A 14976-nucleotide genomic window follows, 5' to 3' on the forward strand; every position below is an offset into this window, starting at 1 on the left:
TTATCTCCAATTTCTCTGTTTGCCTTTTCAAAAACTTTTGAGTTTATTGAAAACGTTTGCAAAGAGAAAGGAAAAAGTCTTTTCTACTTCAACCATATATCCTACTATCCCCGGAGGTGAGAGTGTTGTGCTTAATAGCGGGAGGAATAGGGGAGGACCTCAAAGAACGGATTGTTAGGATGATCCTAGCAGGTAAACACAGAGGAGAAGACTCTTTTGGTGTGTGGACAGATGAAGGAGTTTTAAAAAGCAATGACTTTTCTAAGATTTATGAAATTCCAAATGGAAAAATAGCACTTCTCCAGTGTAGATTGGCTATGACAGGTTCAAAAGGCTTTACTCAGCCGTTTTATAACGAGTTCGTTCTTGTCCACAATGGGGAGATTTACAATCACGTCCAAATTAGGGAATATTTGGAGAGACAAGGAGTTTCATTTGAAAGTAACGTTGACAGCGAAGTTATTTTGAGACTTCTGGAGTTTTTAATTCATGGAAAAAAGATGTCTTACATTAAGGCAATACAGAAAGGCATGGAAATGCTGAACGGCGATTACGCAGTTGCTTTTTCTGATGGAAAAGAAATCTACCTTTTCAGAGACCCCATTGGAATCAGACCCCTATACTATTCACCAAACGGTTTCTTTGCCTCTGAGAAGAAGGTCTTATGGAGTATTGGTGAAGATGCAATTCCAGTAAATCCAGGCGAGGTTGTTAGGCTTTCAAAGGGAAAAGTTGAGAGGTTTAAGGTCTTTGATGTCCTTGGGCTGAGAGATAGTTCCTTCCCCTACGAGAGAGCAAAGCGAGCACTAATTAAAAGCTTGGAATATTCTGTAAAAATAAGGGCAGGAGAAAAAGTTGGGGTGTTGTTTTCTGGAGGATTGGACAGTTCACTTTTGGCTATGCTCTCCTCAAAGTATGCTGACGTGACATTATACACTGCCGGAGCAGAAGGAAGTCAGGACTTAGAGTGGGCACGCAAAGTGAGTGAAGTTTTAGGACTAAAGCTGAAAGAATACATTTTTGACATTAATGATGTTGAAGAAGTTATTCCAAAAGTAGTCTTTGCTATTGAAGAGCCAAATCCAATGAACTTAGCAATTGGAATTCCTCTTTACTTTGCAACAAAACTCGCAAGAGAGGATAACTGCAAACTCTTGCTTAGTGGACAAGGGGCTGATGAACTTTTTGGAGGCTACTTCAAATATCTTGAAAATCCAAATCTTATGGAAAAGGACCTAATTGAACTTGGAGAAAAAAATTTGGCAAGAGATGACAAGATTGCAATGATTAATGGCGTTGAAGGTAGATTTCCATTTCTAGACCTGAACGTTGTTAGAACTGCACTAAGAACACCCATTGAGTTCAAAATAAGGAACGGAATTAGAAAAGCAATTCTAAGAGAGACCGCTCTTGAGTTGGGCTTGCCCAAAGAGGTGGCATATAGGGAAAAGAAAGCCTGCCAATACGGAACAAACTCACAAAAGCTACTACAAAAAATTGCAAAAAGAAATGGGATGAAAACTAGAGAATTTGCAGAGAAAGTGTTTAGAGAGATATTTAAACGCTGATAAACGTTCTTAAACCCTCTTTAACTCTAGTGGATGCAGAAAGCACTAAGCACATGTCCTAATAAACAATTTCAGAGTTAAAGCGATGATTTCATGAAAAAAGCTTAAATATAAGGCTTTCACAGGAATTAGCGAAGGTGAGAGACGATGATGCATAAAAAAGTTTTGGTATTACCTTTCATAATCATGCTCATACTCTCTCTACTTCCAAAATCACAGGCTGCAGAAATGAGAATTGTAATTTTCGTGAGTGACAATGAAGCAGACTCAATATTAGCTGAAAGTCTCGCAAATATAATCAGAGCTGATGCGGTCATCAAAGTTCCGTGGGGCGTCTATAATCCCGAGTATTCTGCTGAAGCATTAAAGTACGCTCCTGACAAGGTTATAATTATCGGAGGACCCACAGCAGTTCCTATTGACTACGAGAAAGATTTCGAAGAGATAGAAATTCCATATGAGAGATGGTACGGAAAGAACAGATACGAGACCAACTTAGCTGTTGTCCAAAAGCTTAAAGAAGAATTTCCAGAGGAGTTCTCTCAAATAGAAGCAGTTTACATTGTACATGGCAGAGATGTCCTCAGCATGCTCACGCAGAAATGGGTTGACCAATTGTCTTATACGGCCAAGTATAGATCAATTTGGGTCTTTACAGGAGATGGGTATGAGGATTTGAGCCTTCAAGTTCTTGATGAGATACTTAAAGCATCACACGGACGTCCATGGGTGGAGATAATAGTAACCTCAAGATTTGTTCAGGTGGCTCATAAAGAAATTCCGAAACCTCTGTTTGATGTTAATACGGACGCTATAACCAGTTTTCTACGAGAAAGAGGATATAAGGTAAGCGTTGGGAACTATACACGTGGAACTAGTTTTAATGTTAAGTACACCGGTCTAGCAAAGCCGTTTGTTCTCGAAACGTTGAAATTAGCTGACAACAAAACACAAACAGCAGAAAAGTTCCTTGATGGTCTCGACATACCAAAAGCAAAGAAAAGATTGGACATGGCTAAAGAGCAGATTGCAAAAGCTTGGAAGCTCTACAGCTTGGGCAACTATCAAGAGGCTTATCTCCTTGCTGTTGCCGCAAATAGAAATGCAGACTTTGTAATAAGCATTTCAGCTAAGGAGTGGAACAATATAATACAAGGACGGCCAGAAATACGATTGAAAAAAGAATTGCTAAGACTTGAGACCAAAGTAAAAGTTTTGAAAGAACTTGGTATAGACGTATCAGATATTGAAGCAGAAATTAATGAACTCAAAACCATTCTTAATAAGCCTGTCATTTCACCGGATGAGTATAGAGATATCCTCTTCAACAAAATACCCGAAATTAAGAAAGAATTAAGAGAAGTGTTCATTGAGGAAAAAAGGAATATAAAGCATACACCAGTTGAATATGTATCGGAGAGGGAGGAAAAAGAAAAGCATCCAGGAAGGTCAAGACCATAAAGATAACTTTTTATCCCTCACTCTCCTATTTTTGCTGAGGATTGAAATATGAGAATTCTAATGGTTGGCCATTATCCCCCACATACAGGTGGAATTGCTAATCATCTCGACAATTTAGTTAGGGAACTTAGGAAAAGACATGAAGTTCATATCCTCACTTATGGACCAGTAACTCCTAGAGAGTTCGAAAAAGAGTTTGTCCACCAAGTTAAACCCCCCAACTTTTTTGGAATTAGGGGGATAAGTTTTACTCTATTAGCATCTAAGAAAATTGAGGATCTGTGCAGAGAATACAGGTTTGATTTAATTCATGCTCATTTCATTGGTACAACTAGCTATGCTGGAATATTAGCTAAGAAGAGAGTTAGGATTCCAGTGGTTGTTACAGCACACGGTAGTGACCTTGATTTCATGTCCAAGCTACCATTGGGCACATATTATGTGAAAAAAAGCCTGAGTGAGGCAGATAGAGTTATAGCTGTTAGTCATTATCTGGCAAAAAAAGCCCTTTCTCTTGGTGCACGAAGCGTGCATGTTGTTCCAAATGGGGTGAGAGAGTTCAAGCTCAGGAAGCATAAAAGGGAATTTATAACATTTATTGGAGCGTTAAGACACTACAAAAGCCCAGAAACAGTTCTTAAACTAGCTGAGGTTTTTCCAGATGAAAAGTTTCTGATTGTTGGGGATGGCCCACTTAGAAATATTTTAGAAGAAAAAGCTCCTCCCAATGTCCAATTTTTAGGCTACCGGGGTGATATAGAAAATATTCTTTCGAAAACTAAAATTCTTATCCTACCTTCAAAAAGAGAGGGATTTGGGCTTGTGATAATTGAAGCTAATGCATTAGGGGTTCCAGTGATTGGCAGAAAAGTTGGAGGAATTCCAGAGCTAATAGTGGAAGGCAAAAATGGAGTCACATTTAAAAACTTTGAAGAATTGATTGAGAAGTTTCAAGAAATGCTGAATTTGAAAAAACAACGCAAAATGGGTACCATTGGGAAAAGACTTTCCAAAAAATACACTTGGAAAGAAATAGCAAGGAAAATTGAAGAAATATACGAGGTTACACTACACTCTCTTTGACCTCTCTAATCCTGTTGATGGCTTTGTAAAGCTCATCAATACTCGTCTTGTAGACTAGTGTTCTCCCCTGATATTTTGTCAAAAATCGGACACTTCCACTTTCTTCATCAATTGAGTATTCTATTAGGAGTTTCAGCTTGTCACAGACATCAATGAATTCTTCTAGAGACTTCACTTCTACTTCATCACCTTCGAGCTCTTGCATCTTCACCTCTAGAAAAGGAGTGTTAGGGAACAATCTTTTTAGCTCTCTCATTGAATACTTAAATGCATAATCAAACCTGTTCACCATGAGAAACACCAAGAATATTTTAACTTCTTAGCTAAATAAACTTTGGGAGTGAGAACATGACAGTTGTAATAAACATGAGAGATGGATTTGATAAGAGAAAAATCAAAATCGCTGCAAAGTTCATTAGAGATGGTAAACTTGTTGCCTTCCCTACTGAAACAGTATATGGACTAGGAGCTGATGCATTAAATGAGAAAGCCGTTAGAAGAATTTTTGAGGCAAAAGGAAGACCAGCCGATAATCCTCTAATTGTCCATATAGCTGATTTTGAGCAGTTGTATGAGCTAGCGAGAGAAGTCCCCAAAGAAGCTGAAGTTTTGGCGGAACATTTTTGGCCTGGGCCTTTAACTATAGTATTGCCAAAAAAGAACAATGTTCCTAAAGTTACAACAGGTGGACTGGATACTGTAGCGATAAGAATGCCCGCTCATGAAATTGCTCTTGGCTTAATTAAAGCAAGCAGAAGACCCATAGCCGCCCCTTCAGCGAATATAAGTGGCAAGCCTAGCCCTACTTTGGCAGAACACGTAGTAGATGATTTTTATGGGAGAATAGAGTGCATAATCGACGGAGGAGAAGTGAAAATTGGAGTTGAGTCCACAGTTCTAGATTTAACGACAAAACCACCAACTCTTTTGAGGCCCGGTGGGTTACCCTTAGAAGAAATTGAGAAAGTTATTGGGAAGGTAAGGATTCATCCTGTAGTAAAAGGCAAGGCTGTAGATGTTGCAAAAGCTCCCGGGATGAAATACAAACATTATGCCCCAAATGCCCAAGTAATTGTAATTGAAGGAAGCCGAGAAAGAGTCAAAGAGAAAATTAAGGAGCTTTTAATTGAATATAAGAGAAGAGGGACGAAAGTTGGCGTTATGGCAACAGGAGATTTTTATGAGGCTGATGCATATATAAACTTAGGAAACAGCGAGGAAGAAATAGCGAGAAATCTCTTCAGAGCTTTGAGGGAACTTGACAAATCTGGAGTTGATGTGATCCTTGCAGAGGGTATAGAGGAGAGAGGCCTCGGATTAGCAGTTATGAACCGTCTTAGAAAAGCTGCGGGATATAAAATAGTTAGAGCGTAAATCTTTTATCCACCAAGAGTTAATAAGTTAATAATTTAGAGGGCATAAAATCCAAAGGTTTGGAAAGAATCTAATCACGAAGAGGTGGGAAGTTTGCCATTTGATCCACTCGCTCCCAGCCCTGAAGACTTAGAGCAGATAGGATACAAACGTATCACGGACGGAAAAATAAAAGAAGGGCTTAAATTTCTCATCAAAGCTGCAAAAGGATATGAAGAAATAGGAAAACTTACTGATGCTGCGAGAATTTATAAATACGTTGGAATTTCTCTCTTAGACAGAACTAAAGATCCCGAAAAAGCGAGGCCTTTTCTCATTAAGAGTGCTTATATATACCTTCATTTGATTGAAGAGGAAATTGAGATGCCCGAAATTAATCCTGCAAAGCTTGAAGACTTCTGTTTGAGTGTGTTGGAGATATTTACTCTCCTAAACGATAAGAGGAATCTAGAAAAATATACCAGAGAATTTGCAGTAATGTACGAAGATTTAGGTAGCGCATACCTTGATAGCGATGATATTGAATTAGCTATTGAAGCTTATGAGACTGCCTACAGATACTATAAGTTCATTGGGGATATTGATGGAGTGAAAATAACTGCAGAAAGACTTATTGACTTATATGGCAAATTAGCAGAGCAATACCTCGAAAATGAGCAGTATAAGGAAGCTGGAGACACTTTCTTTAGGCTTGGTTATTTTGTTAAAGACATATTTGATTACGATTCCCACTTTATAGAAATCCTCGATACTGCTGGAAAAAACTATGAAAGGGCCAGTAAGGAAGCTTATGCTGAGGGGGACTTAGATCAAACAACCGAAAGACTGCTCAAAGCAGAGTATGCATACCTTTTAGCTAGAAACTTCAACAGAGCAAAGCTTATAGGACTAAATGTCAGCAGAATGCTCTATCAGCTTGTAGGTAGCTACAGACGTAGCGGTAAGTTTGATAAAGTTGGTGAGAAGCTTATCCAGCTGGCTGAGGCTTTGATTGGCATTGGAAAAATCGAAGATAGTATTGAGATATACAAATCTGCCCTAGAAGAATCTGAGGGTAAAATTGACTATAAAGTTGAAATAAGGATAGCTTTGCTGAGATACTTAGCAGCTAAAAAGGAAGACACCAGCATATTAGAGAGAATAGAGCAAATAGAATTTTACTCAAAGCGTGCCGACTACTTAAAGGCCTTAGAAATCGCAGAAAAGGTAATCAACGAATATCCAGAGTTAAGAGAAATTAAAAACAAACTGTACCGTGCAGAGGGCATAGTCACTGATTAATTCCCGCCCTTCTGTATCCCCTCCTTCTTGTGTCTCCTAAAAAGAAAACCTCCTCAACAAGTCCTTTCTGCTTCAGAATTCTCAACGCATAGCGAACGGTTCTTTCCGAAAGAGACGTCAGACGGGCAATTTCCTTAGAAGAGAGCGGTCTCTCACTTAAGCTCTCAAAAACTCGTATTGCTGAGGTAGGTAAAGCAAACTACATCCCCCCTCATCGTCACCACCACTGAAAAGTAGAAAAGAGAAGTTATAAAGTTTCCGATTAAGGCAAAATTCATCATTCCCTCGGCTTAAGTGAAACTCTTGGAAGTGGAATATGGTAAGGTAGCTTCATGTCCTTGGCAGCAACCATCAAGAGCGGAGTAATTTCGTTTGTTATGAAATTAACAATCTCCGCAAACATTTCTGGCCTAACTTTCTTTTCCTTTTCCCAAAGATCGAGAACTTCATCAATCTGCTCTTTTTGAGGTGGCAGATAGAACACCATCCCCTTAACTACTGCACTTGCAATCTCGGGGCGATAGTTTATTCTATACTCAAAAAGCACTTCAATTCCATTTACTTTTCCAGTGGGCATTCGTATTTCTCCCAGCCTAACCTCTTCAATCTGTGGAGAGAGATTAACTTCAACCCTGCCAACCACTCCACCTTTCTTTTCAATTTCTATTTTTGTAATGTTTATTCCCAACACTGGCATCTTTTTCACCACTTCAACTTCAACCGATGCTTATAAAACCTTATTGGTTCCGTTAGCTAAAGGTTAAAAGTCTATGTGAGTATTCTAAATCATGCCAAGAGAAAAAGTTGTTCGTGTCTGGGATGAGCGAGAGATAGTGTATCCTCCGAAAAGATGGCGCTATTTGTGGGAAAAGCGAGAGAAAGCGTTGCAGATTATGGAACGCTTAGCTCAGTTTGACCCTCACGTTTATGGAAGCGTTGCGAGGGGAGATGTTAGGAAAGATAGCGATATCGATATTGTTATTCCTTACAAAGTGCCAAGCTATCTAATTGAGCTTGCTCTTGAAGGGATACCAATTCAAGCGAGAAGAATTGTTATGGCAACCCCTTGGCATCTTATAAAGGGCCATATTGAAATTGACGAAGAAACAACTGTAACATTCTTTTTGACAAATCCAACAGATAAAGAGTTGGAATTCTACAAATGGGGTGGAATGGTTGATATCTGGGGAGTAAAAACCAAGCAGAGGGTTCCAGGAGTTAATAAAAAGCTGATTTTGATTATTCCGACAGAAAAGGGACATATTGAGAGAGAGGTTGTTGGAAGGGAAAGCGAGGTTGCAAAGATTTTAGGAGTTAGTGTGGAGCTTGTTAAGGAGAGAGTGCACATCCTAACTAGGAGAGATGCAATTGGAAGGACAGGAATTTACCTCAACGAAGAAGTCCCAGACTGGATGAGCTTTGAGGAAGCCTTAAAGATGATAGCTGACAGAGACCCGAACATTAGGAGGAAAGTCAGGGAGAGCGGAGGAATTTAAAGTAGCGCAATAGCCCTAACTGGACTTCCGGAGCCGTTTTTAATTTTAAGCGGAAATGCAATGAAAGTAAAGTTTTTCCCAATCAGCTTTTCAAGGTTTGTCAAGTTTTCAAAAATTGGAATCTCAGCAGAGAGAAGAGTTCTATGGACTTCTTCGTTACCAATGCTCATTCCATCGGTTCCAACAGCTTTAACCCTAGCATTGACTAAAAACTCAGCAAGTTCTACACTTAGCTCTCTACCTCCAGAATAAAATAGTACAATCTTGCCTTCTAAATCTGTTTTAGGGACTTCTTCAATAGTTATCTCACCTTGACCGTCAGAAGTGTCAATAACAACAGCTTTTCCAAAGAACTTCTCCAAAGGCAGCACATCTATTGTTTTCCCACCTTTTATGAAGTGTGCTGGAGCGTCAACATGAGTTCCGCTGTGCTCTCCAAAACAGAGGAGATTCATGTAATATCCGTCCTTTTCAAGGCTTGCCCATTCTTTAATTTTAATTCCTGGGTCACCGGCATAAACCTCAAGCTCTTCGCTCAAGGTTTTTGTTAAATCTATCATCATGTCCTCCACCAATCAATTTTTAACATCTAAACCTTAAAAGTGAGCGGGTGATGTTATGGACTGCACGAAAGATTATTGTGTCAAAGACATTAACTTGGCTCCGGAAGGAGAGAAGAAAATTGACTGGGTTTCTCGCTTTATGCCCGTCCTCCAGAGTATAAGAAAGGATTTCAAGAAAGAAAAGCCGTTTAAAGGCGTTAAGATTACTGCTTGCTTGCACTTGGAAATGAAGACTGCTTTCCTTCTTCTCACGCTAAAAGCCGGAGGAGCAGAGGTTTCAGCAACTGCAAGCAATCCTCTAAGTACTCAAGATGATGTTGTCGCGGCTTTAGCTAAGGCTGGTGTTAAAGTTTATGCAATAAGAGGGGAAGATAGAGAGCAGTATTATGAATTCATGCATAAAGCCCTCGACATAAAGCCAAACATCCTCATAGATGATGGAGCAGACATGATAAGCGTTGTCCACAGAGAAAGGCAAGAACTCATTGACAATATTTGGGGAGCCAGCGAGGAAACGACAACTGGAGTTATCCGCTTAAGGGCGATGGAAAAAGATGGAGTGCTTAGATTCCCAATCATAGCTGTCAATGATTCATATACAAAGTATTTATTCGACAATCGCTATGGAACTGGTCAGTCAACATGGGACGGCATAATAAGAACTACCAACCTTCTTGTGGCTGGTAAAAACGTCGTTGTCGTCGGCTATGGCTGGTGCGGAAGAGGAATAGCAATGAGGGCAAGAGGGTTTGGAGCGACAGTTATAGTGGTTGAAGTTGATCCAATTAGGGCATTAGAAGCAAGGATGGATGGCTTTTTAGTCATGCCGATGAAGGAAGCAGCTAAGATTGGAGACATTTTCATCACTGCAACCGGTGATATAAACTGCATCCGCAAAGAGCATTTTGAAGTTATGAAGGATGGAGTGATTTTAGCTAATGCTGGGCATTTTGATGTGGAGATTTCAAAACCTGACCTGGAGTCTTTAGCTATTGAGATCAGCAATCCAAGGCCTAACATAACCGAATACAAGCTCAAAGATGGGAGAAGATTATACCTGCTTGCAGAAGGGCGTTTGGTAAACTTAGCGGCAGCAGATGGACATCCAGCTGAGATTATGGACATGAGCTTTGCTCTGCAAGCTATGGCTGCTAAATACATTAAAGATAACCACGAGAGGCTTGAGCCAAAAGTCTACGTTTTGCCGAGAGAAATTGATGAGATGGTAGCGAGGATTAAGTTAGCAGCTATGGGAATTGAGATTGAACAGCTGACAGAAGAACAAAAGAAATACTTGGAAAGCTGGGAGCACGGGACTTAACTTCGCTCCCCATCATTATTTTTAAGTAAACCATCCAGCAGTGCTTCGATATCTGAGCCGAAGAGAACTACAATTAAAGCGCTAATTCCTGCTAAACTTCCCCAAAACACTGCCATTTTTGAGTAGTATTTGCTGAGTCCTGTTAATCCATAGAACACAGCTACAATTACCACTGCCTCTAAAAGTCCCGCAGCTTTTCCTTTTAACTTAAAATATCCATAGAGAGTCATAGCTAAAACAATTGAAACGAAAGGTGCTGCTATATATCTTACATATTCTCTAAGGAGCAGAGTTCTCGAAGGCTCTTTTGCAATTAAAAAGAAAACCATAGTCCAATATACAATGCACAATATTAAAAGGAGGAAAAGGCGGTGTTTTGTAAGTGTGTCATTTTGATAGCTCTTACTCATTGCTTACTACCCCGAAAGGCGCTCTAGCATCCCTCTAATCCCAAGCCTCCGGTGAAAGCCTACGTTTGAATACATTTTTCATCCCTTAACTATTGGTTTTGGATGGCTGGTTGACGGAATATATTATTAGCGATATAGGTATCCAAAAGGCTATACCCATTGCAAAAACTAGTAAATCTCTACCGGTTAGTGTTCCCACAAAATATTTTGCTATCGCCATTAGAAGGTACCAAAGAACTATAGCAAATGGTGCTAGTGCTTTAAGCTTAATTGCAAAAGCATAGCAGACTATTCCTATCATAATTACCGCTAAAGTATCCAAAAATGGCTCATTCCTAAGTAAAGACAAGCCAAAGATAACATACAAAAAGAGCGGAATAAATACTAACCATCTCCCATCTACACCCACTTTCCTCATCTTAGACCTCCTCCGTTTCTAATTCTGATTACCTGCTTTATGGCGATAGTAATCGACGACGGTTTCATATATTGCGACGACTCCTAATAATACCACCCACAGGGCCCCCAATATGACATCTTGCAAATCAAGTCCGTACAAAAAGTCTATTGCCCCAAGAGTAGCAATGTAACTTATGATGCCCGCAATTAACGTCCTTACTAAATTATGAAGGCTTGTTTTTCTTTCCAGAATCACGTAAGTGACGATAAACATGCCCAGCAGTACTGCAGAAAGTGGTGCAAAAAATTTCATGAAGCTCACGAATTCTGCAACACTTCTTCCGTCAATCATAAACATTACGAAAAGACATGCAGTAATAAGGAAAAAGAAAAACAGCATTCTGAGAATCAAAGTCTTTGATGTTATGTTAGCAGACATTCAAATCCCTCCTTACGGGGCTATTGATTGACATCACAGTATGTCCCCTCTTCTTCACAACATCTGACCTCCCCCCGTCCTCAAGGGCGAGACTTTCGGATAGGTAGCAGCTTTGAGCCACTCCATTGAATTCAAACCTTTCTATCGTTTTTTGCATGTTCGTAATTAGCTATAATAAGCACTATGGCATAAACTAACAATATAGGCAATAATGGAAAAGCCCAAGCTTTATAGCCAAATATAAGGGCTCCAGCGCTAGAGAAAACACCTACTGCCAGGGTTACTGAAATGGCATCCTTAAGGTGCTCGGGAAGAGATGCCAGCTTACTGTACCTACTGGCAAAGAGGTAAAAGGCAATGGACGCAATAGAAGCGAGAATATAGCATGTTAGCGCGCTTACTGCATCTTTCATATCTGCTTGTCCTGTGATAAAGAGGACAAAGATAGAAATAATGACAAAAAGTGACACAATGAATCCCCTGACTAACAGGTTCTTTAACAACATAACCCCCCCAATTATGGTGCTGTATCCATACAAAATGTTCCATATTCGACACAACGATTACAGGCTTCATAGCACCAAGGACATTCACTCAGAACACATCCAAGGAAATATGCCAGGTTGCCTGTCCATACACATGCGCCACAACATGCTATAGTACAGGGTATGTTATAATCTCTACTACAGCAATAGGACATGCAAAGGAAGGCGCAGTCTGCATCACTGGAACATTCGTGTTTACAGGTGCTTAAGGGTGTTACCTCACCATTTGTAGTCACAGCTTTAGTCGTTATTCTTTTGTTATCCTCTGAAGTTGTGAATTCTAACAGGTAGCTTCTTGTCTTAACTCCTTGAACTGGTTTTGAGAATTCATAATAAGCTATCACGTGCTTGCCATCTTTTAAGGGAATCCCCATGGCAAGCATTGTTATCTTTTCGCCGCTGTAATCTACTGTGTGCTTTACTATTTTGACGTTCTTATAATCAACCTCCCAGGGCTTTGCTAATCCTCGTATATCCTTACTTAAAACTGCCTTAAAGAACACGTGAATCCTCGACCAGTTTTCTGGTGTTTTCTCTACGGGCTTAACTGCCTTAAAAGGATTTACACAACCCTTAACTTCTGGAAGCTTTGGATTGTTCAAAGCATACGCTGCATACGCTCCAACCAAAAGCAACACCACAAACATGCCCAACAATGCCCTTCTCCTCATCCGCCCCCCCCCAACGGACTATCATATAAATTTTGCAACCAAAAATTATAAAAATTTCGTGAACTAAAAGTTTAAAACCTGACAAAATTCAGATGAGGTATTAGTATTAATCCTAAAACAACTTAAAGAAGTATCCATATCACAGTGTCTTAGAGAGCACAAAGACAGTAAGAGTAATACTTAAAACTACCCTTGAAACTACTTTCGGTTATGAACTGGCAATCTGCTTTGGATAAGTTCCTCAAGGATTGGAAAGACAAAGACTTTGTCGAAGCGGCTCTGCTTACTGGGAGTTATGCTGTTGGATTACAAACCAAGCACTCTGATGTAGATGTTTACATCGTGCTTTCTGATAAAGTTGAGTGGCGTGAGAGAGGGAACGTCATTATAGATGGCGTTTTAATTGAATACTTTGCAAACCCAGTAAAACAAATTAGACAATACTTTAAGAAAGAATTCAAGCAGAATAAAAGAAGTACTGCAAGAATCATCACAATTGGCAAAGTCCTCTTTGATAAGACAGGAATAGCTGAGGAGCTCAAAAGAGAAGCGTTGGAATACATGAAAAAGCCCTTTGAGAAGCCTGATGAAATTTGGGTAGAGATTGCTAAATACTTCCTCTGGGACATGCTTGACAGCCTAAAGGATGCAGAAGAAAGAAACGACCCAAGCTTTAGCTATCTTTATCATCTAACAATTAACAAAGCCCTTGAGATTTATTCAAAGTTTTTATGTGTTGAAATTCCACCAGCAAGCAAAGTTTATCGCCTCTTTACAGATGGAAAGTTTAGAGAAGCTTACATGTTTGAAGAATTTCCAGACAAAGAATTTGTTAAACTATTCCTGAGTGCTATGAAAAGTTTGGAACTAAGAAACCTTGAATTGGTCATAGAGCATGTCTTTGACAAAATGGGTGGCTTCAATATTAATGGCTGGCAACTGAGAACAAAAATCGAAGTATAAGTCAGCTGACTTCAATTCTCTCGACGAGTTTTCTTCTAATTTTATAAATCTTGTCTTTGAGGTGCTCTGAGTAGTCCATAAGTCTAGCTATTTCAGACAGCTCGAGTCCTTCTTTGTACTCCCTTGCAGCCCTCTCCAAGTTTCCCTCTTTGATACTTTTCTCTGCATTTTGAGTCTTTCTAGTGAGGAACTCCAAGAGAGGTTCCCTAAGATTTACTGCTGTTAATCTAAGTGCAATATCCAAGAAGAGCCGAGAGCGTAGCTGTGAACTTTTAATAGTTTTTGCTTCCTCTATAGCTTTCTCGAACAGCAGTTGGTATCCATCTTCACCTTTGTTAAAGAGCTCCAAGCCGATTAAAGAAAATGCACCTCCCCTATAATAGCTGTCTTGGATGTGTCTAGCAACTTGAATCGCTTTCTTGAACTCGCCTTTCTCCGCTAACGCTACGCTCATCTCGCTCAGCGCAATGTCTTTATATGCTGAAATCCTAATGCCTTCAACAATTCTTAGAGCCTCTCCGTAATTGCCAAGCTTTATGAGTGCACCCACACTTAACATCTTAAGCCTAGCCCTTTTCTCCCTGTCCTCAATCAGCCTCATGAGCTTTGAAGCATCTGACAGTTTTCCTATCTCTATAAGCTTCAAGAAGGCAGCTTCAACAACTTGAATTCGAGCATCTTTGATTTTCAGCTTTTCTGCAAGCTTTAAACTTTCATTAACTTTTCCAGCCTCTGCAAGCTTTGAAATTATCTCCCCAAAGGTCATTTCTCTCGTAACTGGGTTCTCTATTTCAGCAGCACTTTTCAGAGCTTGAGAGAATATTGAGGAATACAATGGAATATTAGCTTCTACAAGAACTTTCCCAATTTCACTAAAAGCTATTGCTCTGTAATAGGGATCAGAAATTTTTTCTGCAACTCTAATTGCACCCTCAATATCTTCACTTCTGAGGAGAGTCTTTAAGAAGTGCATCACAGCGGCAGTTCTATCCTCCTTGAGATCTATTTTAAGTATTAAAGTCAATACTTCCTCAACAAGCTTAATGGCAAGATTCTCATCAAATGTGACTGCTTCAACTGCTATATCCGATAAAGCCATTGCCTTTTGTTTAGGATTAGCAAGTTTCTCTGCCTCATTTATAGTCATTTGAATAAGTCCTTTGTAGAGCTCAAAGTCTGCATCTTTAACTGCAATGGCTAAGCTTAGGAGAGATTGGATTCTCTCCAAATCATCATCTATTGTTTCAACAACATCAAACCCCAAAGATAACAGCTGTTGCTCACCATTAGAAATCTTTAAAAGAGTACTTATTACTCTTAGTTTCTCATTGTTGTTACTAATATAGGGAAGCAACGCTAGGATTCCATTAATTTTCTCTTCCATTCCAGCTCACAAAGTCTA

General features: G+C 39.6%; 18 protein-coding genes. 9 read left to right on the forward strand and 9 right to left on the reverse strand.

The genetic code is table 11. The features are described 5' to 3' along the window. Positions 1-125 precede the first annotated feature (125 nt). From asnB to E3E24_RS11315, 3 genes are all read left to right on the forward strand, one after another. Entirely contained in the window at positions 126-1568 is a 1443-nt protein-coding gene (gene asnB, locus E3E24_RS11305; protein WP_167885945.1) for an asparagine synthase (glutamine-hydrolyzing), read from the forward strand. Positions 1569-1715: 147 nt separating this feature from the next. Further along, positions 1716-3029, forward strand: a complete 1314-nt coding sequence (locus E3E24_RS11310) for a hypothetical protein (RefSeq protein ID WP_167885946.1) — start codon at positions 1716-1718, stop codon at positions 3027-3029. 48 nt (positions 3030-3077) lie between these two features. Next, entirely contained in the window at positions 3078-4112 is a 1035-nt protein-coding gene (locus E3E24_RS11315; RefSeq protein ID WP_167885947.1) for a glycosyltransferase family 4 protein, read from the forward strand. On the opposite strand, the gene E3E24_RS11320 is transcribed toward E3E24_RS11315, so the two are convergent. Beyond that, positions 4093-4404 (reverse strand): hypothetical protein, encoded by a 312-nt coding sequence (locus tag E3E24_RS11320; protein WP_167885948.1) that lies wholly within the window; start codon positions 4402-4404, stop codon positions 4093-4095. The two genes, E3E24_RS11315 and E3E24_RS11320, sit on opposite strands and share 20 nt — an antisense overlap. A gap of 56 nt (positions 4405-4460) precedes the next feature. Here E3E24_RS11320 and E3E24_RS11325 point away from each other — a divergent pair, with 56 nt between their 5' ends. Together E3E24_RS11325 and E3E24_RS11330 are read left to right on the forward strand one after the other, a co-directional pair. Beyond that, on the forward strand, positions 4461-5486 hold the full coding sequence (locus E3E24_RS11325; protein WP_167885949.1) for an L-threonylcarbamoyladenylate synthase: 1026 nt from the start codon (positions 4461-4463) through the stop codon (positions 5484-5486). Between the two features lie 84 nt (positions 5487-5570). Further along, on the forward strand, positions 5571-6767 hold the full coding sequence (locus E3E24_RS11330) for a tetratricopeptide repeat protein (RefSeq protein WP_370520494.1): 1197 nt from the start codon (positions 5571-5573) through the stop codon (positions 6765-6767). Here the strand turns inward: E3E24_RS11330 and E3E24_RS11335 are convergent. Continuing rightward, entirely contained in the window at positions 6757-6945 is a 189-nt protein-coding gene (locus E3E24_RS11335; RefSeq protein WP_167886071.1) for a helix-turn-helix domain-containing protein, read from the reverse strand. The two genes, E3E24_RS11330 and E3E24_RS11335, sit on opposite strands and share 11 nt — an antisense overlap. A 99-nt stretch (positions 6946-7044) precedes the next feature. After that, positions 7045-7464 carry a hypothetical protein gene (locus tag E3E24_RS11340; RefSeq protein WP_167886072.1) on the reverse strand — a complete coding sequence of 140 codons (420 nt, stop codon included), beginning with the start codon at positions 7462-7464 and terminating at the stop codon, positions 7045-7047. A 91-nt stretch (positions 7465-7555) separates the two neighbouring features. On the opposite strand from E3E24_RS11340, the gene E3E24_RS11345 reads away from it, so the two are divergent. Further along, entirely contained in the window at positions 7556-8263 is a 708-nt protein-coding gene (locus tag E3E24_RS11345; RefSeq protein WP_042681077.1) for a nucleotidyltransferase domain-containing protein, read from the forward strand. Here E3E24_RS11345 and E3E24_RS11350 read toward each other — a convergent pair. Beyond that, the gene (locus E3E24_RS11350; RefSeq protein ID WP_167886073.1) at positions 8260-8826 is read right to left on the reverse strand and encodes a cyclase family protein; all 567 of its coding nucleotides are present in this window, start codon (positions 8824-8826) and stop codon (positions 8260-8262) included. The two genes, E3E24_RS11345 and E3E24_RS11350, sit on opposite strands and share 4 nt — an antisense overlap. A gap of 55 nt (positions 8827-8881) precedes the next feature. Between E3E24_RS11350 and E3E24_RS11355 the strand changes: the two genes are divergently transcribed. Continuing rightward, a complete protein-coding gene (locus tag E3E24_RS11355) occupies positions 8882-10147 on the forward strand; it encodes an adenosylhomocysteinase (RefSeq protein ID WP_167885951.1) in 1266 nt (421 codons plus the stop codon). Here the strand turns inward: E3E24_RS11355 and E3E24_RS11360 are convergent. Together E3E24_RS11360 and E3E24_RS11365 are read right to left on the reverse strand one after the other, a co-directional pair. Beyond that, positions 10144-10557 carry a hypothetical protein gene (locus tag E3E24_RS11360; protein WP_167885952.1) on the reverse strand — a complete coding sequence of 138 codons (414 nt, stop codon included), beginning with the start codon at positions 10555-10557 and terminating at the stop codon, positions 10144-10146. The genes E3E24_RS11355 and E3E24_RS11360 overlap by 4 nt on opposite strands. Before the next feature lie 85 nt (positions 10558-10642). Further along, positions 10643-10975 carry a hypothetical protein gene (locus E3E24_RS11365; RefSeq protein WP_167885953.1) on the reverse strand — a complete coding sequence of 111 codons (333 nt, stop codon included), beginning with the start codon at positions 10973-10975 and terminating at the stop codon, positions 10643-10645. A gap of 292 nt (positions 10976-11267) precedes the next feature. On the opposite strand from E3E24_RS11365, the gene E3E24_RS11370 reads away from it, so the two are divergent. Then, positions 11268-11426: a hypothetical protein gene (locus tag E3E24_RS11370; protein WP_167885954.1), complete on the forward strand. Its 159-nt coding sequence runs from the start codon at positions 11268-11270 to the stop codon at positions 11424-11426. 100 nt (positions 11427-11526) lie between these two features. Here E3E24_RS11370 and E3E24_RS11375 read toward each other — a convergent pair whose 3' ends face one another. Beyond that, a complete protein-coding gene (locus E3E24_RS11375; RefSeq protein WP_167885955.1) occupies positions 11527-11898 on the reverse strand; it encodes a hypothetical protein in 372 nt (123 codons plus the stop codon). Between the two features lie 14 nt (positions 11899-11912). Further along, the gene (locus E3E24_RS11380) at positions 11913-12611 is read right to left on the reverse strand and encodes a hypothetical protein (protein ID WP_167885956.1); all 699 of its coding nucleotides are present in this window, start codon (positions 12609-12611) and stop codon (positions 11913-11915) included. 210 nt (positions 12612-12821) lie between these two features. On the opposite strand from E3E24_RS11380, the gene E3E24_RS11385 reads away from it, so the two are divergent. After that, positions 12822-13574 carry a nucleotidyltransferase domain-containing protein gene (locus E3E24_RS11385; protein ID WP_167885957.1) on the forward strand — a complete coding sequence of 251 codons (753 nt, stop codon included), beginning with the start codon at positions 12822-12824 and terminating at the stop codon, positions 13572-13574. A 1-nt stretch (position 13575) separates the two neighbouring features. Here the strand turns inward: E3E24_RS11385 and E3E24_RS11390 are convergent, their stop codons facing one another. Beyond that, positions 13576-14958: a hypothetical protein gene (locus E3E24_RS11390; protein ID WP_167916031.1), complete on the reverse strand. Its 1383-nt coding sequence runs from the start codon at positions 14956-14958 to the stop codon at positions 13576-13578. Between the last annotated feature and the right edge of the window lie 18 nt (positions 14959-14976).

Source organism: Thermococcus sp. LS2, from assembly GCF_012027375.1.
In the GTDB taxonomy this organism is placed as follows: domain Archaea; phylum Methanobacteriota_B; class Thermococci; order Thermococcales; family Thermococcaceae; genus Thermococcus_B.